This is a genomic window from Streptomyces polygonati (assembly GCF_042650325.1).
Lineage (GTDB): Bacteria > Actinomycetota > Actinomycetes > Streptomycetales > Streptomycetaceae > Actinacidiphila > Actinacidiphila polygonati.
Genome location: NZ_JBHSBB010000028.1, coordinates 37,004 through 61,000 on the forward strand (window position 1 = coordinate 37,004; position 23,997 = coordinate 61,000).

The following is a 23,997-nucleotide window of genomic DNA, read 5'->3' on the forward strand; positions in this document are numbered from 1 at the left end:
TACTGGTCGTCCCGCTCATCCCGGTCATCCCGGCCACCTCGGTCATCGCGCCGTCAGCAGCACCACGCTGTGGCCGGTGAGCTGGAGCGAGGAACGGTCGAGCGCGGGCTCCTCGCCGGGGGCGTGGCTGTCCAGCGGGGCGGGCGCGCCGGTGTCCGCGCACAGGTGCCAGCGGGTGCCCGGGGGCGGGGCCGGCAGGTGGACGACGCGGCGGACGCCGCCGGTGTTGGCGGCGAGATAGACCGTGTCGGCGGGCCCGGCCGGCTGCTGCTGGTGCAGCAGCACGGCGAGCAGCGTGGCGGAGGGATGCCAGTCGGGCTGCCCCGGGTTCTCGCCGTGCCAGCTGACCGGCGGGAAGCTCCAGCCGTCGGGCAGTTCACCGTCCGGATGGGTGGTGCGCCGCAGCACCGGATGTGCCCGCCGCAGGGCGACGCAGTGCCGGACGAAGCGCAGCAGCCCGGCGTTTTCCCGGGTCTGCGACCAGTCCAGCCAGCTCACCGCGGAGTCCTGGCTGTAGGCGTTGTTGTTGCCCCGCTGGGTGCGGCCGAACTCGTCGCCGGCCAGCAGCATCGGAATGCCCGCGCTGGTCAGCAGGAGCAGCAGCGCGTTGCGCCGCTGGCGCGCCCGCAGCCGCAGTACGGCGGGGTCGTCGGTCGGCCCCTCGAAGCCGCAGTTCCAGCTCTCCTCGTCCGGGATGCCGTCGCCGCCGCCCTCGCCGTTGGCCTCGTTGTGGCGCCGGTCGTACGCGGTCCAGTCGGCCAGGGTGAGGCCGTCGTGGCAGGTGATGTAGTTGACCGACGCCCAGGTGGGGCGGCCCGCGTAGAGGTCGGGCGAGCCGACGAAGCGGGTGGCGAAGTCGCCGGCGCCGCCGCGCCGGCCGAGCAGGAAGCGCCGCACCGAGTCCCGGTAGCGGCCGTTCCACTCGCTCCAGCGGCCGTGCCCGGGGAAGGACCCCACCTGGTCGACGCCGGTGGCGTCGGTGGCCTCGGCGATCAGCAGCCGGTCGGCCAGCACCGGGTCGTGGGCGATCGCGGCCGGCAGCGGCGGATCGTCCAGGATCCGGCCGTCCGGGCCGCCCCGGGTGAGGATGGACGCCATGTCGAAGCGGAAACCGTCGACGTCGTAGCGGGTGACCCAGCCGCGCAGGCAGTCCAGCACGAGGCGCTCGGTGACCGGGTGGTTGGCGTTGACGGTGTTGCCGGTGGCGGTGAGGTTCAGCGGTTCACCGTCCGGCGACAGCAGGTAGTACGCGGACTCGTCGAGCGCGCGCAGGGACAGCTCCGGCCCGCCGCGCCCGCCTTCGCCGGTGTGGTTGAAGACCACGTCCAGCACCACCTGGATGCCCGCCCGGTGCAGCTCGGCGACCAGCTCGCGGAACTCCGCGTCCGCGCCGTCCGCGGTGGCATCGGCGGCGTAGCCGGACTTCGGCGCGAAGAGCCCGACGGGGTTGTAGCCCCAGAAGTTGGGCAGCGGCGCCCCGGTGCCGGGCGCGGTGTACGTGTTGTCGGTCTCGTCGAACTCCGCCACCGGCAGCAGTTCGACGCAGTTGACCCCCAGCTGGACCAGATACGGGATCTTCTCGCGCAGCCCGGCGAAGGTGCCGGGCCGGCCGACCCCGGAGCTGGGATCGCGGGTGAAGCCGCGGACATGGACCTCGTAGACGACCAGGTCGGCCGGGTTCGTCCGGGGCCGGGGCACCGCCGGCGGGCCGGGGTCGGCGAGCAGCCGCGAGCGGTAGCGCGGGCGCTCGCCCCAGGCGCCGGCGCCGGCCAGGCCGCGGGCGTAGGGGTCCAGCAGGACCGGCGAGCGGGCGCCCGACGGCCGCTCCACCCGGAAGCCGTAGTCGAAGCGGTCCGGGCTGACGCCGTCCAGCCGGGCGGTGAAGACCGTGCCGACCCTGCCCTCCTCGGGGAAGGGGTATTCGGCCAGCACCGTGCCCTGTCCGGGGTCCATCAGCACCAGCCACATCCGCCGCGCGTCGCGGGCGTGCACCGCGAAGTTGCACCCGCCGGGCACTTGGGTGGCACCGAGCGGTTCGGGGCGGCCGGGTCCGACGCGCAGCGCGTTGAGCAGCGGCGCCCGCCCCGGTGTCGTGGTGGTCACCGGGGCCTACTTCCGGACCGGGCGCAGCCGGGCCCGGACCAGGTGCCGGGCGCCGTCCCGCGGCAGCGCCACGGTCATGGCCGGGCCGTCGAAGTCGTCGTACCGGGCTCCGTCGAGGTGCACCGACTCCAGCTCCACCCGGCCGGGCGGCAGTACGTCGGGGGCGACGCGCAGCAGGTTCCCGGGGTAGTCGGCGTCGGCGCGCGGCCTGAACCACAGGTCCAGCGGCTGGCCGTGCACCAGCAGGCGGCCGTACACCTCGGCCAGATAGGCCAGTTCGGCCTTGTGGTACATGCTCATCGCGTGGCTGCCCTTGAGCCGCTCGTCGCCGACGTGGAAGGGGATGCCCTCGGCGAGCACGGTGAAGTGGACGCCGCCCTCGTCGTGGTCGAGGAAGAAGGCGTTGTAGAAGGCGGAGGCCTCCTCGGCGTGCCGCAGGTACGCCTCGTCCCCGGTGTTCCCGGCCAGCACCAGATAGGCCAGGATCGCCTGCTCCTGCTGCCACCAGGTCTTGTGGTCGTGCCAGACGAAGGCGTGCCGGCCGCGCTCCGGGCGCCGTTCCACCATGTCGTACCAGCCGCCGCGCCGGGGGTCGCGGGCTATGCCGGGCATGGTGTGCCCGATCCGCTCGGCCAGTTCCCGGTAGGCGGGCTTGGGCAGGGCGGCGTTCATCCGCATCAGGTTCCAGGCGATCTTCAGGTTGTGGCCGACCACCGCCCGGTCCTGCTGCCAGCCCCAGGTGTGGTCCGGCGTCCAGTCCGCGTGGAAGCGCTCGTTGACGAACGGGCTGCCGTCCGCCGACCGGTCCGGCAGATGGGTGACGATCATGTCGAAGGTGTGCTCCAGCATCCGCCGGTACCGCTCGTCGCCGGTCGCGCAGTACAGGTTGAACAGGTAGGCGGGGGCGTGGTCGCCCACCGAGTTCCAGTTCTTGCGGGAGCGGTTGCGGCCCAGCGACTCGTGGTGCGGGCTGAAGGTCACCGGGTCGATGTGCGAGTAGTAGCCGCCCTGTCCCGGGTCGGCGAAGAAGCGGTCGAACAGCCGGACCGTCCCCTCCGCGTCGGCGAGCAGCTGCGGCGCGCCGGTCAGCCGGTAGGTCTGGACGATCCCCACCAGGGCGTAGATCTGCTCGTACGCCGCGATGGCGTGGTAGTCGTCGCCGAACTCGGAGGCGAAGAAGGCCCGCGGCCGGGGTCCGCCGACGTCCAGGCCGTGGTACCAGGAGACGACGTCCTGGTCGGTGTCGACCGAGCGCAGGTGGTCGTGCAGATACTGCGACCCGGCCTCGGCCACGTCGAGGAAGTCCTCCTCGCCGGTCAGGGTGAAGGCCGACGCCATCCCGTAGACCATCCGCGAGATGGTGTCGGTCTCCTGTACGTGGGCGGCCGTCTTGCCGCCGCTGCCGCCGATCCTGGTGCGGTACGCGGCGAAGTCGACCGGTCCGGCACCGAATTGGGCGCGCCGGTAGAAGCGGGCCAGTTGCCGCAACTGCTCGGTCCACCAGCCCGGGGCGTCGAAGGGCGGTCCGCCGTCGGGCCCGCTGACCACGGTGATCGCGGTGGCCTGGTGGTGCAGACCGTCCTCGCCCGGGTAGACCGGGCCGTGGCAGAACAGCGTCGTGCCCGGGGTCAGCAGGTCGTCCAGCCTTCCGGTGACGTCCTCGTAGGGGTCGCCGAGATTGCGCAGCCGCTGGGCGTAGGTCACATCGGTCAGGTGGACGGTGACATCGCCGCCGCCCGGGGTGCGCAGGTCCACCTGCCGCCCGCGGCGGGCGACGACCTGCCCGGCCACCGTGTCGGAGAAGGTGAAATCGAGGTCAGCGGCCATCGTCGGCCCCCCGTCGGCCCGGCCGGGCGCGGGTCATGCCGCCACCGCCGGCGCGTCGAGCAGGTCGATGACGGCGCGGGCCAGCAGATGGCATTCCTCGACGGTGCGGCCGGTGACCAGATCGCCGTCGACCACCACGTCCTGGTCGGTGTAGTCGGCGCCCATGTTGCGCACGTCGCCGACCAGGTTGTTGTGGCAGGTGACGGACCGGCCGCGGAGCAGGTCGGACGCGGCCGACAGCAGCAGCAGTCCGTGGCAGGAGAAGGCCTTCACCAGGTTCGGCATCCGGAACGCGCGGCGCAGCAGGTCCACCGCGGGCGCGGGCACCGCCAGGTCGTCGGTGTAGCGGAGGCGGTCGGACACCATGCCGGACGGCACCACGAGGGCCGACAGCCGGGTGAGTTCACCGTAGTCGAGCGACTCCAGGTCCCCGGACACCGTGATCGGGGCGCGCGTCTCGTGGCCGGTGAAGGTGAGGGACTGCTGGCCCCACAGCCGGGTCAGCAGGACGACCTCGGCTCCTTCCTCGGCGAAGCGGCGCCGGTAGTAGGAGATCTCGTCCTCGACGAAGTCGCTCTCCATGAGCAGCCCGACACGTCTCCCGACGAGACGCCCGGAGCGGGTCGGTATGGCCTCGGCCATGGTTTGTCCTTCAATCGTGTCGGTCGGGGCGCCGCGGGGCCGGCGCGGACCGGGGAGCGGTCCGCGGTCGCTGGCCCCGCGGCGGGTGGTCACACGCGGCTGAGCGCGCCGACCGGGGTCGGCTGTACGAAGGTGATGCTGCGGATCCGGGGCACGCCGTCCTGGAGCACCACCCACCAGACCTGCCGGACCGCTTCGGGCCCGGGCCCCGCGGTGTTCCCCGGGCCGCCGGCCGAGGTGATGGTGACCTGGGCGTGGACCGGGGAGACCAGGTGGACGCGGACGTCCTCGGCGGGCCGGCCGCCCAGCGGATCGGCGCCGCCGATCCGTTCGCGGTACCAGGAGCGGAACTCCTCGGAGTGGTCGAGGAACTGCTGGACGCCGCGCACCGTGCGTCCCGGCAGTTCGAGCAGCAGGCCGTTGGCCAGATGGGGCAGCAGGTCGGCCGCGGGAGCCCGGCGGGCCAGCGCGGCCCGCCACTGGTCGACGAGTCTGCGCACGTGGGGCGCCGACAGCGCGCTCCTGCGGGCCGGCACGGGTGATTGCATGGTGGGGTCCTCCTTCGGTGTCCGGGCCGTGCTCAGTCGGTGGCGAGGTCGATGAGGTACGGGCCGTCGTGCGCGAACATCGCCTCGACCGCGTCGGCGACCTGTTCGGGCCGCTCCACCCGGCGGCCGGGCACCCCCAGGGCGCCGGCCAGTTCGGTGAAGCGGATCTCCGGACGCGACAGGTCGAAGGCGTCCGGCGCCGCGTGCGGCGCGATGCCGAGGCTGCTCCAGTACTGCTCGATGTTCAGGTCGAGCAGCCGGTAGCGGTGGTTGTTGCAGATGACGAACTTGGCGCCGATGCCGTAGCGGGCCGCGGTCCACAGCGCCTGGAAGGTGTACATGCTGCCGCCGTCACCGGTGAAGCCGACGACCGGCAGCTCGGGGCGGGCCAGCTTGACGCCCAGGGCGCCCGGGATGCCGACGCCCAGCGAACCGCCCCGGGTCTGGAAGAACCGGCCGGGCGCGCGGGGCGGCAGATACCGGGCCAGCGGACCGGACGCGGTCAGTGCCTCGTCGAAGACGGCCAGGTCCGCCGGGGCGCGCTCGGCCAGGGTGCGGACGAACAGGTCCAGGACCGAGCCGTGCCCGCCGTCGTCCCCACGGTCGTCCCCGCCGCCGGCCGCGCGGGACCCGTCGCCCGCGAGCGGTGGTGAGTAGCCCGGCCGCTGCCGGCCCAGGGCGTCGGCCAGTGCGCCCAGGGCCAGCTTCGGATCGGCCACCAGGCCGAGGTCCACCGGGAAGTTCTTCGCGATCTCGTAAGCGTCCAGGTCGATGTGCACGATCCTGGCGTCCGCCCTGAAGGGGCTGTCCAGCGAGGGGAACACCTCGGGGAAGACATAGGTGCCCACGATCAGGACCGCGTCCGCCTCCGCCACCACCCGCGCGCTGTCGGCGCCGAACATATGGCCGAGCTGGCCGCCGTACAGCGGGTGGGTGGTGTCGAAGTTGACCTCCGAGGAGTTGACGCCCCACACCGGCGCCCGCAACCGCTCGGCCACGGCGGTCAGTTCCCGCTGCGCGCCGCTGACGGCCACCCCGTCCCCGATGAGGACGAGGGGCCGCCGCCCGGCCAGCAGGGTGCGCGCGGCGCTTTCCACCGCGTCGGGCGCCGGTGCCACCCGGGTGTCGGGCAGCGAGGTCGGTACGGCCGGCTCGGTGGTGATCTGGTCCAGCACATCGGCGGGCAGGACGACCAGCACCGGGCCGCGCGGCGGGGTCATGGCGATCTTGACGGCCCGCCGCAGCACCCGCAGCGTGGAGGCCGGGTCCAGCACGCGGGTGGCGTACTTCGTCACCGGCTCGGCCATGGCCACGAGATCGGCGGCCATCTGGCCGTCCATCGCGTCGTAGCGGATCCCGGCCTCACCGGCCAGCACCACCAGCGGGGATCCGCCGCGCTTGGCCTGGTAGAGCATGCCGATGCCGTTGCCCAGGCCGACTCCGGTGTGGAGCTGGACCAGGCCGGGGCGCTGGGTGGCACGCGCGTACCCGTCGGCCATGCCCACCGCGACCCCTTCGTGCAGGGTCAGCAGATAGGACAGCGGGGAGCGGCCGGCCTCGTCGATGAAGCCCTGCTCCACGGTGCCCGGGTTGCCGAACATGTAGGTGATGCCGTCGGCCGCGAACTGTTCGTAGATCGCGGTCTTCCCTGGTCTCGCTCTCATGATGTCGCTTCCTGCTCGGGTGTGGGCGGGCTACCAGCCGTGGCGCCGCAGGCCGTTCTCCAGGACCTGGACGAGGATCTCGCCGCTTGGGCCGGAGTCCGGGGTGGAGCGGGCGGTGACGAACGGGTAGTCGGCGATGACCGAGATCTCCTTGCCGACGTTGCCGTGGAAGGCGCCGTCGGGGCCGGTCGCGTCGCGCAGGATGTACTCCAGCGGATACGGCGGCGGGCCCATGTTGAAGTCGACGCCCAGGAACCCGGTGCCGTCCTTGTAGTCGTATTCCTTGGGGTGGCCGGTGACGTGCTTGCCCCACAGCAGGCTCTGCCGGCTCTCCAGGTCACGGGCGAAGGCCAGCACCGCGACGCCGTAGCACTCGGCCAGGATCGGCTTGTCGGCGGCGGTGAAGGCCAGCACCACCTCGTGCAGGCGCTCGTTGTTGGCCAGGTCGACGATCGGACCGCTGCCGCCGACGAGGACCAGCGCGTCGAAGCCGGCCACCAGGTCGCCGACGGCGGTGTCGGCGCCGCGGTGGTACTCCTCCAGCTCGCGCAGATGGTTCAGCGCGCTGTAGTAGGGGCGTTCGGGAATGAGCTGCTGGAGGCTGAGCGGGTTGTCCAGCCGGGTGGAGTCGTCCATCTCCCGTACCTTGCGGGCCATGTCACGGGTGGTGACGGAACGGCCCAGCGGGGGATCGACGTAGTCGGGGTCGTAACTCGGCGGCAGCGCGTGGGCGCGCTCGCCGGTGGGAGTGGCGAAGGTGACGCGGTAGCCCCGGGCGTCGAACGCCTCGACCGGGCCGACGAGCTCTTCTCCCCAATAGCCGTATTCGGAGAGAACCACCAGGATACGTTTTGGCACGAATATCTCCTCGATTTCGCGAAGCGGACGGATCCGCGCTTTCCTGTGCGGCTCGACTCGTAAAGGCGGGCCGGACGACTCCGATTCAACTCCCGGCGTCCCGGTGCGGCAAGCGCCGGATGCCGGGCAGTGACAACTTGCCGGAGTTGACCCAATGGCACATATGGCGTCGGCAAGGTCCGTGCGACTGTGTTAAGTCCGTACAGTGCGCCACCATTTGATCCCGGCGCCTTGTTATCCGCCGGATACCTACAGATCATGACGGCATCGCAGAAGAAGAGGTGACCGACCATGATTGGGCGTTTGGGGATTGACGAAGTCACCCCTGTCATCGACGACGGCCGCTATCCGTCCAAAGCGGTTGCGGGCGAACACATACCGATTGGGGCCACCATTTGGCGCGAAGGCCACGAGGCATTGGCCGCCGCGATCGTCTGGCGCGGTCCGGGACCCGACGGCAGCCGTGATCTGCTGCCCATGTCACCGTCCGACCCGGGCGCCGACCGCTGGACCGCGACGGCGGTGCCCACCCGTCCCGGCATGTGGACCTACCGGATCGAGGCGTGGGGCGACCCGTGGGCGACCTGGCGGCGTGGGCTGACCGCCAAGCTGGACGACGGCCGGCCGGCCGAGGCGCTGGCCAACGAACTGGAGTCCGGCGCCCGCCTGCTGGAGCGCCACGCGCCGGGCGACGAGGACGATCGGGCCTGGCTGCTTGCCGCCGCCGGCGCCCTGCGCGACGAGGGCGCGAAGCTGGCCGACCGTGTCGGCCCGGCGCTGGACGACCGCACCACCCGGGCGGTGTCCGCCGCCCCGCTGCGCGAACTGCTCACCCGGGGCAAGGAGCACGAGATCTGGGTGGACCGGCCGCTGGCCCTGGCCGGCGCCTGGTACGAGATGTTCCCCCGCTCGACCGGCGGCCGGGACCAGTCGGGGCAGCCGCTGCACGGCAGTTTCGCGACCGCGGCGGCGCAGCTGCCGCGCCTGGCCCGGATGGGCTTCGACGTGGTCTACCTGCCGCCGATCCACCCCATCGGTGAGACCCACCGCAAGGGCCGGGACAACGCGCTGAGCGCGGCGCCCGGGGATGTGGGATCGCCCTGGGCGATCGGGTCCGCGGCCGGCGGGCATGACGCGGTGCACCCCGGGCTGGGCACCCTGGCGGACTTCGAGTCCTTCGTCGGCGTGGCCCGCCGGCTGGGTCTGGAGGTCGCGCTGGACCTGGCCCTCCAGTGCTCGCCGGACCATCCGTGGGTGACCTCCCATCCGCAGTGGTTCACCCGGCGGCCCGACGGCACGGTCGCCTTCGCGGAGAACCCGCCCAAGGCCTACCAGGACATCTACCCGCTCGACTTCGACAACGACCCGGTGGGCCTGTACGAGGAGTTGCTGCGCGTGGTGCTGTTCTGGGTGGAGCGCGGGGTGCGGATCTTCCGGGTGGACAATCCGCACACCAAGCCCAGGGACTTCTGGCACTGGCTGATCCGCACGGTGAAGAACAGCCAGCCGGACGTTCTGTTCCTGGCCGAGGCGTTCACCCGCCCCGCCGTCCTGAAGGGGCTGGCCAAAGCCGGGTTCACCCAGTCGTACACGTATTTCACCTGGCGGACCGGCAAGGAGGAACTCACCGAGTATCTGACCGAGCTGGCCGGTTCGGTGGACTTCCTGCGGCCGAATTTCTTCGTCAACACCCCCGACATCCTGCCCGCCCACCTCCAGCAGGGCTCACCTGCCGTCTTCGCCTCCCGGGCGGCGCTGGCCGCGACCCTGTCGCCGACCTGGGGCGTCTACTCCGGCTTCGAGCTCTACGAGGGCGAGGCGCTGGAGGTGGGCGGCGAGGAGTACGCGCACTCGGAGAAGTACGAGCTGCGTCCGCGTGACTTCGCCGCCGCGGCGGCCGGGGGCGACAGCCTGGAGGCGTGGATCACCACGCTCAACCGGTTGCGCCGGGCCTTCCCCGCGCTGCGGGGGCTGCGCACGCTGCGGTTCCACCCCATCGCCCATGACGCGCTGCTGGCGTTCTCCAAGACCGACCCGGCCGGCGACGACGCCGTGCTGTGCGTGGTCTGCCTCGACCCGGACCGGGAGGCGGCCGGCCGGCTGGTGCTGAACGGGCCGCTGCCCGGCGCGCATCCGGACGGCACGGTGGACGCGGTGGACGCGGTGACCGGCGAACGGGTCCGACTGGGCGGCACCACCGTCCGCTTCGCACCGGGCGGTCCGGTCGCCCGCATCTTCACCTGGAGCAACCGTGGCTGACAGAGCCGTCGACAAAGCCATCGCCGCAGCCGCCGAAAGAGCAGCCGAGAGGGCTGCCCGCCCAGGCGCCGGCCCGGCCGAGGTCCCGGCCGCGACCGGGGAACACGGCAGCGCGCGGGCCATGCCGGTCGAACCGGACTGGTTCAAGCGGGCGGTCTTCTACGAGGTGCTGATCCGTTCGTTCTACGACAGCGACGGGGACGGCACCGGTGATATGAAGGGCCTGACCGAGAAGCTGGACTACCTCAAGTGGCTGGGCGTCGACTGCCTGTGGCTGCCCCCCTTCTACGCCTCGCCGCTGCGCGACGGCGGCTACGACATCAGCGACTACCGCAGGGTGCGCCCCGAGCACGGCGACATCGAGGACTTCGTGGCGCTGCTCGACGCCGCGCACGCCCGCGGTCTGCGGGTCATCACCGACCTGGTGATGAACCACACCTCCGACCAGCACCAGTGGTTCCAGGAGTCCCGGCAGCACCCGCAGGGCCCGTACGGCGACTTCTACGTATGGGCCGACGACGACCGGGGCTATCCGGACGCCCGGGTCATCTTCGTGGACACCGAGAACTCCAACTGGGCCTTCGACCCGGTGCGCAAGCAGTACTTCTTCCACCGGTTCTTCAGCCACCAGCCCGACCTCAACTACGACAACCCGCGGGTGCAGGACGCCATGCTGGACGTGCTGCGCTTCTGGCTGGACCTGGGGATCGACGGCTTCCGGATGGACGCCGTGCCCTACCTGTTCGTCGAGGAGGGCACCAACGGGGAGAACCTGCCGCGCACCCACGCCTTCCTGAAACTGGTACGCAAGGTGGTGGACGACGAATACCCCGGCCGGGTCCTGCTGGCCGAGGCGAACCAGTGGCCGAAGGACGCGGTGCAGTACTTCGGCGACCCGGCCACCGGGGGCGACGAGGCCCATATGGCCTTCCACTTCCCGCTGATGCCGCGGATCTTCATGGCGCTGCGCATGGAGGACAGCGGGCCGATCTCCGAGATCCTCGCCCGGACACCGGCCATCCCGGCCGGCAGCCAGTGGGGCATCTTCCTGCGCAACCACGACGAGCTCACCCTGGAGATGGTCACCGAGCTGGACCGCAGCTATATGTACTCGCAGTACGCCAGGGAGCCCAGGATGCGGGCCAACATCGGCATCCGGCGCCGGCTGGCGCCGCTGCTGGACAACGACCGCAACCAGATCGAACTGCTCACCGCCCTCCTGCTGTCCCTGCCCGGCTCGCCGGTCCTCTACTACGGGGACGAGATCGGCATGGGGGACAACATCTGGCTCAACGACCGGGACGGCGTGCGCACCCCGATGCAGTGGACGCCCGACCGCAACGCCGGCTTCTCCGCCGCCGACCCCGGGCGGCTGGTCCTCCCGGTCATCGCGGGGCTCACCTACGGCTACGCCTCGGTCAACGTCGAGGCCCAACTGGCCGCCTCCTCCTCGCTGCTGCACTGGACCCGGACGATGCTCACCGTCCGCCGCCGCCATCCGGCCTTCGGGATGGGCACCTTCGAACCCCTGGTGACCGGCAACCGCAGTGTGCTGGCGTACGCGCGGCGGCTGAAGCGCGAGGACGGCCCGGACGACCTGATGGTGTGCGTCAACAACCTGTCCCGGCATCCGCAACCGGTGGCCCTGGACCTGAGCGAGGCGGCCGGCGCGGTCCCGAGCGAGATCACTGGCGCGGTCGCCTTCCCGGTCATCACCGAGGCCCCTTACCAACTGGCCCTCGGCGGGCACGGCTTCCTGTGGCTGAGCGTGCAGACCGGCCGGGACGCCGCCGGGCGGCCGGACGGCGGCGGGACCGCGGTCCCGCCGGCCGGACAAGCCGCCTGACCGCTCATCGCCTGACCGTCTGAGCCGGATCGCTCGACCGCTCGACCGCCTGACCATCCGCGCCACCCGCTGTCCCCGGGGCGGACGCCCGCCCCGGGGGCCGCGCCCCGGTCCCCCGCCCTCCCCTTCCGCCACCCCCATCGCCGTCGTCACGAACGGATGCCCCAGCCATGATGCGCACAGCCGATCTGACCTCCGCCCTCACCGACTGGCTGCCGGCCCAGCGCTGGTTCCCCGCCAAGGGGCGCCCGCTGGTCCGTACCGAGCTGCTGCACTGCCACCCCTTCGCGGAGACCGCGACCGGGGAGGTCAGCGGCGTCATCGCGGTGGTGCGCGGCCACTTCGCCGACGGCGGTCCGGCCGGGACATACCAGCTACCGCTCGGTGTCGGCCCCGAGGTACCGGCGGCCCCGCGGCCGCCGGTGGTGACCGAACGCCCCGGCCTGGCCGTCTACGACGCGCTCGCCGACCCGGACCTGGTGGACCGGCTGGTGCGCCGGATCGCCTCCGGCCGGGGCGGCGCGGGCCTGTACCCGGAGGGGGCGCCACCGGACCTGCTGCTGCCGGAGCGGCGGTTGCGCTCCCGTCCGCTCACCGTCGAGCAGAGCAACACCTCGGTACTGGTCGAGGACCGCTATCTGCTGAAGGTCTTCCGCGGACTGGCGCCCGGTACCAACCCGGATCTGGAGGTGCAGCGGCTGCTGCGCAACGCCGGTTCGCGCAGCGTGCCGCGGCTGCTGGGCGCGCTGGACGGGCGGCTCGGCGACACCCGGGCCACCTTCGCCGTCCTGCAGGAGTACGTCGCCGACGCCGAGGAGGGCTGGCAGTCGGCGCTGGCCGACGTCCGGGACCTGCTCGGACCCACCGCGCGGGCGGGCGGCCGGGTCGGCGGCGACTTCTCGGCCGCGGCGCTCTCCCTGGGCGTGGCGGTGGCCCGGATGCACCGGGAACTCGCCCGGGCCGGCGGCACGGCCCGGATGACGCGGTCCGCGCTGGTCAGGACGGCCCGGCAGATGACCGCGCGGTTCGAGGCCGCGCTCGCCGAGGCGCCCCGGCTGGCGCCGTACGCCGAGCCGGTGCGGACCGCCTACGCCCGGGTCGCCGGACTGCAGACCCGGGGTCTGTGGCCGGCTCAGCGCGTGCACGGCGATCTGCACCTCGGCCAGGTGCTGCGGGTCGGACGGCGCTGGCGGATCGTGGACTTCGAGGGCGAGCCGAACATGCCGCTGGACGAGCGGCGTGCCCGCTGGTCCCCGCTGAAGGACGTGGCCGGCCTGCTGCGGTCCTTCGACTACGCCGCCCACCACGACCTGGCCGTCGGCGCGCGGCCGGGAGACGGGCGGCCCTGTGACGGGCGGCAGAAGGACGAGCGGCAGGGGTCGCTGCTGCGGGACTGGACGGCGCACCATCAGGATGCCTTCTGCACCGGGTACGCGGCCGTCGCCGGCCGCGACCCCCGCGAATTCGGCGTGCTGCTGTCCGCCCACCTGCTCGACAAGGCCGTATATGAAACCGCCTACGAAACTCGGCGGCGGCCGGGCTGGGTGGATATCCCGCTTGCGGCCGTCGCCCGGTTGGTGGCGAACATCCCGGTGGGACCCGTTGTGCCGTAGCCAGGAAAGCACCAGGCAACGGTCCGTACGACCGGCCGCATTGCTCACTCTTTACCCGCCGCCGAGCTGCGACTACGTTAACTCCGCATTGCAGGTCACGCGGGACCGTAGGAAGCTGCGAGGGAACATCGGAGCGAAGATTGTTGAGGACGGAAGAGAGAGGATTTATCATGCAGCCTGATATGCCGGCACCCGCGCAAATGCGCGACAAGAGTAGCCTGTTCGCTGCGGACGCATTCAGTTCGATGTCACGGTCCGATCAACGCAGGTGGGCCGAGGTCTATTTACGGGGACTGCTGCTCGCGGACGGCAGAAAGTCTGTGCGCCGAATAGCGGACAGCATGCCGATCGACCGCGCCAACCAGTCGCTCCAGCAGTTCATCAACCAGAGCCCCTGGGACTGGGAACCGGTACGGGCCCGGATCGCCCGCCGGGTCGAGGACGCGATCCGGCCGGATGCCTGGGTCGTCAACCGGGTGATCATCCCCAAGCGCGGAGACCGCTCGGTCGGCGTGCAGCGGCGCTTCGTCCCCGAGGTCGGCCGCACCGTCAACAGCCAGCTGGCGCTCAGCGTCTCACTGGCCTCGCAGACCGCGAACGTGCCGGTGAACTGGCGTATCGCGCTGGTCGGCGGCTGGTCCAAGGACCTGAACCTGCGCCGCGCCGCCTACATCCCGGACTCGGTGACCGGCAAGCCGGAATGGGCGGAGACCATGGACATGCTGGAGGAGATGGTCTCGCGCTGGGACCGGGCGCGGGCGCCTGTCGTCGGCGAGGTCCAGCATCTGCCGGACCCGGGCCGGCTGCTGTCCGGCATGGCAGACCGGGATATGGAGTTCGTGTTCCAGGTGGACGGGTCGTTCCCCGTCATGCCGAACGCGCCGGCCGCCTGGTCCGCGGGATTACGACCCGGCCGGCCCTGGAACCGGCAGGAAGCAGTGAGTGTCAGAGAACGGGTCGAGACCGTGTCGACGCACCCGCCGCGCTCCCCGTCCCCGGCGCCGCCCCGGGCCGTCGAGGGCCGCAACCGGCTGCTGTCGTCCCTCGCCCGGCTGGTCGGACCGCGCGGACCGGCCGACCCGCCGTCCGAACTGGTGCGGATCGTCGCCGAAGTGGACTGCCGGGACAACCTCGGCCGGTTCTGGGTGACCAATATGACCTCCCGTGGCCTGGACGAGGTGATGGCGCTGATCCACCGGATCGCGCTGAGCCGGCAGGACATGGAGCAACGCCAGTGCGAACTGGGGCTGTACGACTTCGAGGGACGCTCCTACCGCGGACTGCACCACCACCTCACCATGGTCTCCGCCGCGTTCGCTTACAGCGTGATCGGCGACGCGATAGCGGTGACGATGGGCTGAACCAGCAGGTCGGCGGACGGCCGCGAACACCCCGCCGAGCGCCCCGCTCCCCGACGTTCGCGGCCACGACCGCGCGACCGGCGCCCGGCGGCTCCCGCGCGGCGAGGCCCTCTCGACGCGGCGACGCGTGGCACCGATGATCGATCACCGACCGACGGTGAAAGGGCACGGGGGAACGGACGCCCGGCACAGGGTCCTGATGTCCCGCCGCCTTTCGCGCAGCAGTTCCCCCGCCCGTCACTGCCTGTCACCCGTGCTCGCCGCGGGTGACAGAGCCTCGGCCGCCGACCGCGCAGCCACTCCATGGGGGAGCCGATGAGCCCAACCGTCAGCGACGTGTCCCAGCCGCAGGCCCCGGGGCGGGACGCCTTCGAGGAATTCAGCAGCGCCGTCTTCGCCGCCCTCCCCCGCGCCGACCAGCGCCGATGGGCGGAGGTCTATCTCCAGGGCCTGCTGACCCTCGACGGACGCAAGAGCATCCGCCGGATGGCGGAGCGGCAGCCCGGCTGGGGCGCCGACGCGACCCAGTCGCTCCAGCACTTCGTCAACCAGAGCCCCTGGGACTGGTCGCGCGTCAGCGAGGCGGTGGGCAGCTGGGTGACGTCGGTCAGCGCACCGAGGGCGTGGGTGGTGGAGACCGCCGTCATCCCCAAGCGGGGGACCCACTCGGTGGGAGTGTGCCGACGCTACTCCGCCGACCAGGGGCGGGCGGTGAACGGGCAGTTCGGCATGGGCGGTTTCATCGCCACCGACCTGGAGGCGCTGCCGGTCGAGTGGCGGCTGGTCCTGGAACGCGGCTGGACGAGCGACGCCCCCCGCAAGTCCCGGGCCCGGATACCGGCCGGCGACCGGGCCAGGCCGCTGTGGGAGTACGTGCTGGAGGTGGCCGGGGCCGACTGCCGGCCCGGTCCCCCGGCCACCGTTCCGGTGGTGACCGACCTGCGCGACGAACTGGGCGTCGACCAGCTCATCATGGCGCTGCGCGAGCGGCGGGACCAGTTCGTGGTCGGGGTCGGGATGTCGCGCTGGAACCTCGCCCGCGTCCACCCGGCCGATCCGCGCCACGGGGCACCGGGCCAGCAGCGCGGCACGCCGCCGGCCGGGGGGAGCGAGCAGGGATCGTGCCCGGTGGGCCCGGCGGACGGGGACGGCGGCGAAGTGCGCCGGACCCAGTTCGCCTCCCAGCCGGTCCGGTTGCCCGGCGGCAGCGTCGACTCGGTGGGCCGGGTCTACTGGATGACACCCGAGGACGCCGCGGACGACCCGCTGCCGCACCGCTACTGGATCACCAACATCACCCACCTGGGCACGCACGGCATCGTCGAGCTGGTCAGCCATCTGCAACGGGCGAAGCGCTGCGTGCGGGCGCTGGCCGAGGAGTTCGGCATGTGCGACTTCGAGGGCCGCTCCTTCCCCGGCTGGCACCACCACATGACCCTGGTCTCGGCCGCCTGCGTGTGCCGCCGCACGACCGGCGGGCCGGGCCCGGCCACCCGGGACTGACCACCGGAAAGCGGCGGCCGGTTCCGGGAAAGGACATCCGAAAGTCGTCACCGGATCGGACACCGCCGGAGCCGCCGGAGCCGGCCGGGTCCGACCGCCCGCATTCGCACCGGCGCCGCGAATGACTCCCGAAAGTCGGGGGAAGCCGCACGTCACGGCGGGCCGGGATTTCGTATACCGGTCGGCTGTTTCCCGCCCGGTCCGGCCGGCCTCCGTCGCGAACCTCTCCGGGGGGCCCGCCGGAGAAAATCAAAGCGTTGACAGGAACTTCTCGCCGATCGTACGTTTTCCGCACTGCCGGATCTCGGCGAAATCGCGCAGCGCAATACAGGGAAGCTGTCGCACCGTCGAATGAGAAGCCGGTCACCGTTGACGCCCGGAAAGGGAAACAATCCCATGGAAGTGAATCAGTCCATAACGAAGTTCGTCTATGAGTGGTTCGACGACCTCAGCGCCCACGAGCCCGTGGACCGGCTTTTACCGCGGATTTACGAGTCCGGCCTGGAGATGGTTTTCCCGGAGCGCACGCTGCGCAGCCGCGCGGATTTCATCGACTGGTACGAGGCGGTGGGCAGGGCGTTCGCCGACCAGACCCACACCGTCGAGGAACTGCGCGCGCAGGAGCGCGGCGACCTGATCGAACTGTCCGTCACCGTGGTGTGGACCGCGACCCGGACCGCCGACCGCAGCCGGTCGAGCTTCCGGGCGCACCAGACCTGGCGGCTGCGCCGCGACGCCGACGGCGACCTGCGCATCGTCACCTACCGGGTGGACGACATCGCCCCGCTGTCCGACGCCCGCGCCGCCGACTCCTCGGGGACGCGGTAGTGGTCGGCGAGCGGAGCTTCGACTACGTCGTGGTGGGCGCCGGCTCCTCCGGCGCGGTGATCGCCGCCCGGCTCAGCGCCGACCCGTCCCACCGCGTCCTGCTGCTGGAGGCCGGCGACCGGGACGTACGGCCGGAGCTGCGCCGGACCGACGCCGCCTCGGTGATCGGCCTGCTGGTCTCCGAGTGGAGCCCGCAGATCGACTGGGGATACGTCACGGAGGCCGAGCCGGCGCTGGGCGGCCGTACCGTTCCCGTCGCCCGGGGCAAGGTGCTCGGCGGCAGCAGTTCGGTCAACGCCCTGATGTGGGTGCGCGGCCACCAGGACGACTACGACCGCTGGAGCCGCGAGGGCAACCCGGGCTGGTCCTTCCAGGAGGTGCTGCCCTACTTCCGGCGCGCCGAGAACTACGCCTCGGCGCCCGCCGGATCGCCGCTGCGCGGTACGGACGGCCCGATCCAGGTGCGCGACCTGGACGACCCGAGCCCGGTGGCCCGCGCGTTCGTGGCGGCCACCCGGGAACTCGGCTTCGGCTCCGGCGCCGCGGGCGACTTCGACTACAACGGCGCCGAGCAGGAGGGCGGCGGCTTCTTCTACCAGACCACGCGCACCGCGGACAACGAGCGCAGCAGTACCGCCACCGCCTATCTCGCCCCGGCCGCGGACCGCCCGAACCTGCGCGTCGAGGTAGGGGCCCGGGCCACCCGCCTGGTGCTGTCAGGCCGCCGGGTGACCGGGGTCGAGTACGTCCAGGACGGGGTCGTCCACTCGGTGTCCGCCGACCGGGAGGTGATCGTCAGCGCGGGCGCCTTCGAGAGCCCGAAGCTGCTGATGCTCTCCGGTATCGGTCCGGCCGCCCATCTGCGGGAGCACTCCCTTCCGGTACTGCGCGACCTGCCGGGCGTGGGCGAGAACCTCCAGGACCACCCATTCGTCCCGCTGTGCTACGAGGCCACCGGCGAGCACCCGGCCGGGGCGCTGCTGTCCGAGGCGGGCATGTTCACCCGTACCCGAGCCGGCGCGGCCGGGCCCGGTCAGCCGCCGTCCCCCGATCTGCAGTTCACCTTCGGTCCGATCAAGTTCCTGCCGTCCACCGCGCCGGCCGAACTCTGGGAGGGCCCCGGCTTCACCTTCGCGCCGATCCTGCTGCACCCCGCCAGTCGCGGCCGGGTCCGCCTGCGCGGCACCGACCCGTCGGCGACAGCGGTGGTGCACGCCAACTACCTCCAGCACCCGGCCGACCTCGACGTCCTCGTCGAAGGGGTGACGCTGGCCAGGGAACTGGCCGGAACCGCCGCCTTCGACAAGGTGCGCGGCGCGGAGCTGGCGCCCGGTCCGGAACTGACCGGACCCGCCGAGCTGCGCGACTTCGTCCGCGCCAACGCCTCGACCCTGTGGCACCCGGTCGGCACCTGCCGGATGGGCGACGACCCGATGGCGGTGGTGGACCACGAGCTGCGGGTGCACGGGCTCGACGGCCTGCGGGTCGCCGACGCCTCGGTCATGCCGCACATCGTGTCGGGCAACACCAACGCGGCCTGCGTGATGATCGGCGAGAAGGCGGCCGAACTGATCCTGGGCGACTCATCCCCCACCACGACAGGACGGACCCGATGACAACCGACGAGCGGACCGGCAGCGCGCTGTACCGGAGGTTCCTGGGCGCCTTCAACGACGCCGACTACGAGCGGGTGGCCGAGCTGATCAGCCCGGACTTCGTGGACCACCACCCCGGCTTCGACATCAACGGCCTCGACTCCTACCTCGGCGCGCTGCGCAACGCCCACGGCACCCTGGAGATCCACGGCGAGCCGGAGGAGATCCTGGAGAGCGGCGACCGGGTCGTCACCCGGGTGCGGCTGACCGGCCGGCACATCGGCGTGGTGCTGGGTGTGCCGGCCACCGGGCGCGAGGTGGTGTGGGAGACCACCGAGATCTGGCGGGTGGCGGACGGCAGGCTGACCGAACGGTGGGCCGTGGACGACCTGCTCGGCCTGCGGGAGCAGATCTCGGTGCAGGAGGACAACGTCGCGCTGGTCCAGCGGGTCAGCGACGTGGTCAACGAGCGCCGGTACGACGCGCTGGACGAGCTGTTCTCCGACGACTTCGTCGACCACAACCCGGCCTGGAGCGTGGACAGCCTGGAGGAGCTGAAGGGCATCATCAAGGCCGTCCACGGGACGCTGGACTTCACCGCCAACCTCGACGGCCTCTATCCGGCCGGTGACGACAAGGTCATCATGCAGATCACCTTCACCGGGCGGCACGTCGGCCCGATGTTCGGTGTCGAGCCCACCGGCAAGGCGGTGACCTGGACCAGCATCGAGGTCTACCGGGTGGCGGACAACAAGGTCGTGGAGCGCTGGGTGCAGGCGGACACCACCGGTCTGATGGCGCAGCTGGGTGTCCCGCTGCCGGAGTGAGCGGCGGTCCCGTCCCCAGGACTGGCCCCAGGGACGGCACGAGGAACGGACCCCCGGGAGCGACCCGGGCGGACAGGAAGCAGGAAGAGGGAGACCATGAACACCGCAGAAGTGGTTGACCGGTACTACGAGCTGGCCAACGCCGGCGAATGGGACGCCTGGTGCGACCTGTTCACCGCCGACCAGACGATGGACGAGCAGCTGGCCGGCCATGTCGAGGGCCGCGAGACACTGCGCGAGATGATGCGCGGCTTCCCGCAGACCTGGGCGGTCTTCGCCAACGTGCCCCGGCACATCGTGATCGACGGCAACCAGGCCGCCGTCGTCTCGCACATCTCGGGGCGCACCCACGCCGGTGCCTCGGTCGAGGCGGACGTGTGCAATTACTTCCGGATCACCGACGGGCTGATCAGCTATATGCAGAACGTGCACGACAGCGTCCCCTTCGCCCCCGTGCTCGGCAAGTGAGGTGGCACCCATGACCGCCCCGATCGAGGCCCGCTGGTCGCACGTCGGCCTCAACTGCACCGACCAGCGCCGTACCGAGGAGTTCTACACCCGCTGGTTCGGCTTCCGCCGGGCCCGGGTGGTCGAGGCCGACGGCGTCCGGGTCGTCTTCCTGCGCCGCGGCGATGTCTACCTGGAGCTGTTCGCCACCGACGCCGCCGCGTTACTGCCGCCGGCGAACGACGGCCCGGCCAATCCCGGGGCCGCCCGCCATCTCGCCTTCCAAGTGGCCGACGTCGACGCGTTCCTGGCCCAGGCCGACGGTCAACTGCCGGTCTCGCTGGGCCCGCTGTCCTTCGACGCGTTCATCCCGGGCTGGAAGACCGTCTGGGTGACCGACCCCGACGGCATGGTGGTCGAGGTCAGCCAGGGCTACACCGACCAGTCGGAGGAGGAACTCGCGCGCTACGCGTAGCACCCCGGCGCGGGCAGGGCGGGTGGCCGGTCGGGCTCCGCGGGCCACCGGCCCTGCCACCGACGCCGAGAGACGCCGGACGCGTCGGACAGGTGGGAACGTGGGACGCTCCCGGCCAACGGCGGGCGCTAGTCCCGGCTGACCTTGCGGTTGGCCCGGAGCCATTCCTTGTTCATGGCGGTGATCGAGGTCAGCGGGATGCCCTTCGGGCAGACGGTGGCGCATTCACCGGCCAGCGTGCAGCCGCCGAAGCCCTCGGCGTCCATCTGGGCGACCATGTCGAGGACGCGGGTCTCGCGTTCGGGGGCGCCCTGCGGGAGGGCGCCGAGGTGGTTGATCTTCGCCGAGGTGAACAGCATCGCCGAGCCGTTCGGGCAGGCGGCCACGCAGGCGCCGCAGCCGATGCATTCGGCGTGTTCGAAGGCGCGGTCGGCGGCGGCCTTGGGCACGGGGGTGGCGTGGGCCTCGGGGGCCGCGCCGGTGGGGACGCTGACATAGCCGCCGGACTGGATGATCCGGTCGAAGGAACCGCGGTCGACCACGAGATCGCGGATGACCGGGAAGGCGGCGGCGCGCCAGGGTTCGACGTCGATGGTGTCGCCGTCCTGGAAGGACCGCATGTGCAGCTGGCAGCTGGTGGTGCGCTCCGGGCCGTGCGCCTCGCCGTTGATGACCAGGCTGCACGCGCCGCAGATGCCCTCGCGGCAGTCGTGGTCGAAGGCGACCGGCTGCTCACCGGTCAGGGTGAGGCGTTCGTTGAGGGCGTCGAGGACTTCCAGGAAGGACATGTCCGGTGAGACGTCCTCGACCTGATAGGGGGTCATGGCGCCGGGTGCCCCGGCGGACCGCTGCCGCCAGACGCGCAGGGTGATCCTCATGCGTAGCTCCGCTGGGTGGGGTGGACGTACTCGAAGACGAGGTCTTCCTTGTGCAGCACCGGCGCTTCGCCGGTGCCGGTGAACTCCCAGGCGGCGGCGTAGGAGAACTCCTCGTCCTTGCGGGCGGCCTCGCCCTGCGGGGTCTGGGACTCCTCGCGGAAGTGGCCGCCGCAGGACTCGGCGCGGTGCAGCGCGTCCAGGCACATCAGTTCGGCGAGTTCCAGGTAGTCGACGACGCGGTTGGCGTGCTCCAGCGACTGGTTGAACTCGGCCTCGACGCCCGGGACCTTGATCCGGCGCCAGAACTCCTCGCGGATCCGCGGGATGCGCTCCAGCGCCTCGCGCAGGCCCGCCTCGGAGCGGGCCATGCCGCACAGCTCCCACATGACCTCGCCGATCTCGCGGTGGAAGGAGTCCGCGGTGCGGTCGCCGTCGACGGCGATCAGCGCGCGCAGCCGGTCGCGGGTCTCGGTGACGGCCTGGACGACGGCCGGGTGGGAGGGGTCGGGCATCTCCTGCCGGGGGTGCCGGGCCAGGTAGTCGTTGATGGCGGCCGGCAGCACGAAGTAGCCGTCGGCCAGGCCCTGCATGAGTGCCGAGGCGCCGAGCCGGTTGGCGCCGTGGTCGGAGAAGTTGGCCTCGCCGATCGCGAACAGGCCGGGGACGGTGGTCCGCAGGTCGTAGTCCACCCACAGGCCGCCCATGGTGTAGTGCACGGCCGGGTAGATCCGCATCGGGACCTCGTACGGGTCCTCCGCGGTGATCCGCTCGTACATCTCGAAGAGGTTGCCGTACTTCTCCGCGACGGCCCGGCGGCCCGTCCTGGCGATGGCGTCGGCGAAGTCCAGATAGACGCCCTGGCCGCCGGGGCCGACGCCGCGGCCCTCGTCGCAGACGTTCTTGGCGGCCCGCGAGGCGATGTCGCGCGGCACGAGATTGCCGAAGGCGGGGTAGATCCGCTCCAGGTAGTAGTCGCGCTCCGCCTCGGGGATGTCGGCCGGGCGGCGGCGGTCGCCCTTGGCCTTGGGCACCCAGATGCGCCCGTCGTTGCGCAGCGACTCGCTCATCAAGGTGAGTTTGGACTGGTGTTCGCCGGTGCGGGGGATGCAGGTGGGGTGGATCTGGGTGAAGCAGGGGTTGGCGAAGTGGGCGCCGCGCCGGTGGGCCCGCCAGATCGCGGTGGCGTTGGAGTTGACGGCGTTCGTCGACAGGTAGAAGACGTTGCCGTAGCCGCCGCTGGCCAGCACCACGGCGTCCGCGAAGTGGGTGCTGAGTTCACCGGTGACCAGGTCGCGGGCGACGATGCCGCGGGCGCGGCCGTCCACGACGATCAGGTCGAGCATCTCGGTGCGCGGGTGCATCTCGACGGCGCCGGCCGCTATCTGCCGGGACAGCGCCTGATAGGCGCCGAGCAGCAGCTGCTGGCCGGTCTGGCCGCGGGCGTAGAAGGTGCGGGAGACCTGGACGCCGCCGAAGGAGCGGGTGTCGAGCAGGCCGCCGTACTCGCGGGCGAAGGGCACGCCCTGGGCCACGCACTGGTCGATGATCTCCACCGAGATCTGCGCCAGCCGGTGGACGTTGGACTCGCGGGCGCGGAAGTCCCCGCCCTTGACGGTGTCGTAGAACAGCCGGTGCACGGAGTCGCCGTCGTTGCGGTAGTTCTTGGCGGCGTTGATGCCGCCCTGGGCGGCGATGGAGTGGGCGCGGCGCGGGGAGTCCTGGTAGCAGAACTGCACGACGTGGTAGCCCTGTTCGGCCAGGGTCGCGCCGGCCGAGCCGCCAGCCAGCCCGGTGCCGACGACGATCACGGTGTGCTTGCGGCGGTTGGCCGGGTTGACCAGCCCGGCGGTGAAGCGGCGGGTGTCCCAGCGGTCCGCGATGGGGCCCCCGGGGGCGGCGGTGTCGGCGATCGGGGCGCCGGTCGCGTACTGCGTGAAGTCGTTCATGGGGGTGTTCTCCCGGTTTCCCTCGGCGGGCTGCGGTTGACGGGTCCGGCTCAGTGGACGAGTCCGGTCATGACCCCGACGGGCACCGCGACGAAGCCGGCCGTCAGCACCACCGCGAGGACGGTGCCGGTGGTCTTCAGCGCGCGGTCGCGGGTGGCGCTGCCCGCGCCGAGGGTCTGCGCCGCGCTCCAGAAGCCGTGCTGGATGTGCAGGCCGAGGGCGAGCATGGCGACGATGTAGATCACGTCGCCGTACCAGGTGTGGAAGGTCGCCTCGACGTTCTGGTAGGGGTGGCCGGGCTGGGCGTTGCGGTTCACGGTCAGGGTGGTGAGGTCCAGCAGGTGCCAGACGATGAACAGCGCGAGGATGACCCCGCCCCAGCGCATGGTGCGGGTGGCGTAGCTGGTGCGGGCCTTGCGGTGGGCGTAGCCGACCGGGCGGGCCCGCAGGTCGCGGCGGCTGAGCTGGTAGGCGCAGACGCCGTGCGCCACCACCGAGACGACCAGCACCACGCGGATGATCCACAGCGCCCACTCGTAGTGCAGCGCCGGCTCGCCGAGGGTGCGCAGCCAGTGGGCGTACCCGTTGAAGGTGCCCGGTCCGAAGAAGATCTTCAGATTGCCGTACATGTGGGCTACCAGATAGAGCAGCATGATCAGGCCGCTCACCGCCATGATCACCTTCTTGCCGACGGTGGAGTCCCAGACCGTCCGCGCGATCGACGGCCGCCGCTCGGGCCGCGTTGCCAGTGCCATGGGCACGACGTTATGGCCGGGG

General features: G+C 71.7%; 19 protein-coding genes. 10 read left to right on the forward strand and 9 right to left on the reverse strand.

Annotated elements, in window-relative coordinates; genetic code table 11:
• Nucleotides 1-42: 42 nt before the first annotated feature.
• From ACFO3J_RS29740 to ACFO3J_RS29765, 6 genes are all read right to left on the reverse strand, one after another.
• Nucleotides 43-2,103, reverse strand: a complete 2,061-nt coding sequence (locus ACFO3J_RS29740; RefSeq protein ID WP_386435896.1) for a glycogen debranching protein — start codon at nucleotides 2,101-2,103, stop codon at nucleotides 43-45.
• Nucleotides 2,104-2,109: 6 nt separating this feature from the next.
• Nucleotides 2,110-3,930 carry an AGE family epimerase/isomerase gene (locus ACFO3J_RS29745; RefSeq protein WP_386435899.1) on the reverse strand — a complete coding sequence of 607 codons (1,821 nt, stop codon included), beginning with the start codon at nucleotides 3,928-3,930 and terminating at the stop codon, nucleotides 2,110-2,112.
• A 33-nt stretch (nucleotides 3,931-3,963) separates the two neighbouring features.
• Complete coding sequence (locus ACFO3J_RS29750) at nucleotides 3,964-4,572, reverse strand: DJ-1/PfpI family protein (RefSeq protein WP_386435902.1); 609 nt, start codon at nucleotides 4,570-4,572, stop codon at nucleotides 3,964-3,966.
• 89 nt (nucleotides 4,573-4,661) lie between these two features.
• Nucleotides 4,662-5,120, reverse strand: coding sequence for a hypothetical protein (locus ACFO3J_RS29755; protein WP_386435905.1), 459 nt, complete (start codon nucleotides 5,118-5,120; stop codon nucleotides 4,662-4,664).
• A 32-nt stretch (nucleotides 5,121-5,152) separates the two neighbouring features.
• Nucleotides 5,153-6,784, reverse strand: a complete 1,632-nt coding sequence (locus ACFO3J_RS29760) for a thiamine pyrophosphate-binding protein (protein ID WP_386435908.1) — start codon at nucleotides 6,782-6,784, stop codon at nucleotides 5,153-5,155.
• Nucleotides 6,785-6,814: 30 nt separating this feature from the next.
• A complete protein-coding gene (locus ACFO3J_RS29765) occupies nucleotides 6,815-7,642 on the reverse strand; it encodes a type 1 glutamine amidotransferase domain-containing protein (RefSeq protein ID WP_386435911.1) in 828 nt (275 codons plus the stop codon).
• Between the two features lie 303 nt (nucleotides 7,643-7,945).
• Between ACFO3J_RS29765 and ACFO3J_RS29770 the strand changes: the two genes are divergently transcribed.
• From ACFO3J_RS29770 to ACFO3J_RS29815, 10 genes are all read left to right on the forward strand, one after another.
• Nucleotides 7,946-9,901, forward strand: a complete 1,956-nt coding sequence (locus tag ACFO3J_RS29770) for an alpha-1,4-glucan--maltose-1-phosphate maltosyltransferase (RefSeq protein ID WP_449343660.1) — start codon at nucleotides 7,946-7,948, stop codon at nucleotides 9,899-9,901.
• A gap of 121 nt (nucleotides 9,902-10,022) precedes the next feature.
• The gene (gene treS, locus ACFO3J_RS29775; RefSeq protein WP_386436012.1) at nucleotides 10,023-11,747 is read left to right on the forward strand and encodes a maltose alpha-D-glucosyltransferase; all 1,725 of its coding nucleotides are present in this window, start codon (nucleotides 10,023-10,025) and stop codon (nucleotides 11,745-11,747) included.
• A 170-nt stretch (nucleotides 11,748-11,917) separates the two neighbouring features.
• Nucleotides 11,918-13,360 (forward strand): maltokinase N-terminal cap-like domain-containing protein, encoded by a 1,443-nt coding sequence (locus tag ACFO3J_RS29780; RefSeq protein ID WP_386435915.1) that lies wholly within the window; start codon nucleotides 11,918-11,920, stop codon nucleotides 13,358-13,360.
• Nucleotides 13,361-13,560: 200 nt separating this feature from the next.
• Nucleotides 13,561-14,721, forward strand: a complete 1,161-nt coding sequence (locus ACFO3J_RS29785) for an IS701 family transposase (RefSeq protein WP_449343661.1) — start codon at nucleotides 13,561-13,563, stop codon at nucleotides 14,719-14,721.
• Between the two features lie 315 nt (nucleotides 14,722-15,036).
• Complete coding sequence (locus ACFO3J_RS29790) at nucleotides 15,037-16,224, forward strand: IS701 family transposase (protein ID WP_386435917.1); 1,188 nt, start codon at nucleotides 15,037-15,039, stop codon at nucleotides 16,222-16,224.
• Nucleotides 16,225-16,620: 396 nt separating this feature from the next.
• On the forward strand, nucleotides 16,621-17,052 hold the full coding sequence (locus tag ACFO3J_RS29795) for a hypothetical protein (RefSeq protein ID WP_386435919.1): 432 nt from the start codon (nucleotides 16,621-16,623) through the stop codon (nucleotides 17,050-17,052).
• Nucleotides 17,052-18,668: a GMC family oxidoreductase gene (locus tag ACFO3J_RS29800; protein ID WP_386435921.1), complete on the forward strand. Its 1,617-nt coding sequence runs from the start codon at nucleotides 17,052-17,054 to the stop codon at nucleotides 18,666-18,668. The genes ACFO3J_RS29795 and ACFO3J_RS29800 overlap by 1 nt, the downstream gene beginning before the upstream one ends.
• Nucleotides 18,665-19,474, forward strand: coding sequence for an ester cyclase (locus tag ACFO3J_RS29805; RefSeq protein WP_386435922.1), 810 nt, complete (start codon nucleotides 18,665-18,667; stop codon nucleotides 19,472-19,474). Before ACFO3J_RS29800 ends, ACFO3J_RS29805 begins: the two co-directional genes overlap by 4 nt.
• A 96-nt stretch (nucleotides 19,475-19,570) precedes the next feature.
• Nucleotides 19,571-19,942: a nuclear transport factor 2 family protein gene (locus tag ACFO3J_RS29810; RefSeq protein ID WP_386435924.1), complete on the forward strand. Its 372-nt coding sequence runs from the start codon at nucleotides 19,571-19,573 to the stop codon at nucleotides 19,940-19,942.
• A 10-nt stretch (nucleotides 19,943-19,952) separates the two neighbouring features.
• The gene (locus ACFO3J_RS29815; RefSeq protein WP_386435926.1) at nucleotides 19,953-20,396 is read left to right on the forward strand and encodes a VOC family protein; all 444 of its coding nucleotides are present in this window, start codon (nucleotides 19,953-19,955) and stop codon (nucleotides 20,394-20,396) included.
• Nucleotides 20,397-20,524: 128 nt separating this feature from the next.
• On the opposite strand, the gene ACFO3J_RS29820 is transcribed toward ACFO3J_RS29815, so the two are convergent.
• The 3 genes from ACFO3J_RS29820 to ACFO3J_RS29830 are packed head-to-tail and all read right to left on the reverse strand — an operon-like array spanning nucleotide 20,525 to nucleotide 23,975.
• Nucleotides 20,525-21,274 carry a succinate dehydrogenase/fumarate reductase iron-sulfur subunit gene (locus ACFO3J_RS29820; protein ID WP_386435928.1) on the reverse strand — a complete coding sequence of 250 codons (750 nt, stop codon included), beginning with the start codon at nucleotides 21,272-21,274 and terminating at the stop codon, nucleotides 20,525-20,527.
• Nucleotides 21,271-23,220, reverse strand: a complete 1,950-nt coding sequence (locus ACFO3J_RS29825; protein ID WP_386435930.1) for a fumarate reductase/succinate dehydrogenase flavoprotein subunit — start codon at nucleotides 23,218-23,220, stop codon at nucleotides 21,271-21,273. Before ACFO3J_RS29825 ends, ACFO3J_RS29820 begins: the two co-directional genes overlap by 4 nt.
• Nucleotides 23,221-23,270: 50 nt before the next feature.
• A complete protein-coding gene (locus ACFO3J_RS29830; RefSeq protein ID WP_386435932.1) occupies nucleotides 23,271-23,975 on the reverse strand; it encodes a succinate dehydrogenase cytochrome b subunit in 705 nt (234 codons plus the stop codon).
• Nucleotides 23,976-23,997: the final 22 nt, after the last annotated feature.

Bases quoted from the DNA above. Each gene is read 5' to 3' on its own strand.
- ACFO3J_RS29745 (WP_386435899.1), bottom strand. From the start codon at position 3,930: ATGGCCGCTGACCTCGATTTCACCTTCTCCGACACGGTGGCCGGGCAG.
- ACFO3J_RS29750 (WP_386435902.1), bottom strand. From the start codon at position 4,572: ATGGCCGAGGCCATACCGACCCGCTCCGGGCGTCTCGTCGGGAGACGT.
- ACFO3J_RS29755 (WP_386435905.1), bottom strand. From the start codon at position 5,120: ATGCAATCACCCGTGCCGGCCCGCAGGAGCGCGCTGTCGGCGCCCCAC.
- ACFO3J_RS29760 (WP_386435908.1), bottom strand. From the start codon at position 6,784: ATGAGAGCGAGACCAGGGAAGACCGCGATCTACGAACAGTTCGCGGCC.
- treS (WP_386436012.1), top strand. From the start codon at position 10,023: ATGCCGGTCGAACCGGACTGGTTCAAGCGGGCGGTCTTCTACGAGGTG.
- ACFO3J_RS29780 (WP_386435915.1), top strand. From the start codon at position 11,918: ATGATGCGCACAGCCGATCTGACCTCCGCCCTCACCGACTGGCTGCCG.
- ACFO3J_RS29785 (WP_449343661.1), top strand. From the start codon at position 13,561: ATGCGCGACAAGAGTAGCCTGTTCGCTGCGGACGCATTCAGTTCGATG.
- ACFO3J_RS29790 (WP_386435917.1), top strand. From the start codon at position 15,037: ATGAGCCCAACCGTCAGCGACGTGTCCCAGCCGCAGGCCCCGGGGCGG.
- ACFO3J_RS29795 (WP_386435919.1), top strand. From the start codon at position 16,621: ATGGAAGTGAATCAGTCCATAACGAAGTTCGTCTATGAGTGGTTCGAC.
- ACFO3J_RS29805 (WP_386435922.1), top strand. From the start codon at position 18,665: ATGACAACCGACGAGCGGACCGGCAGCGCGCTGTACCGGAGGTTCCTG.
- ACFO3J_RS29810 (WP_386435924.1), top strand. From the start codon at position 19,571: ATGAACACCGCAGAAGTGGTTGACCGGTACTACGAGCTGGCCAACGCC.
- ACFO3J_RS29815 (WP_386435926.1), top strand. From the start codon at position 19,953: ATGACCGCCCCGATCGAGGCCCGCTGGTCGCACGTCGGCCTCAACTGC.
- ACFO3J_RS29820 (WP_386435928.1), bottom strand. From the start codon at position 21,274: ATGAGGATCACCCTGCGCGTCTGGCGGCAGCGGTCCGCCGGGGCACCC.
- ACFO3J_RS29825 (WP_386435930.1), bottom strand. From the start codon at position 23,220: ATGAACGACTTCACGCAGTACGCGACCGGCGCCCCGATCGCCGACACC.
- ACFO3J_RS29830 (WP_386435932.1), bottom strand. From the start codon at position 23,975: ATGGCACTGGCAACGCGGCCCGAGCGGCGGCCGTCGATCGCGCGGACG.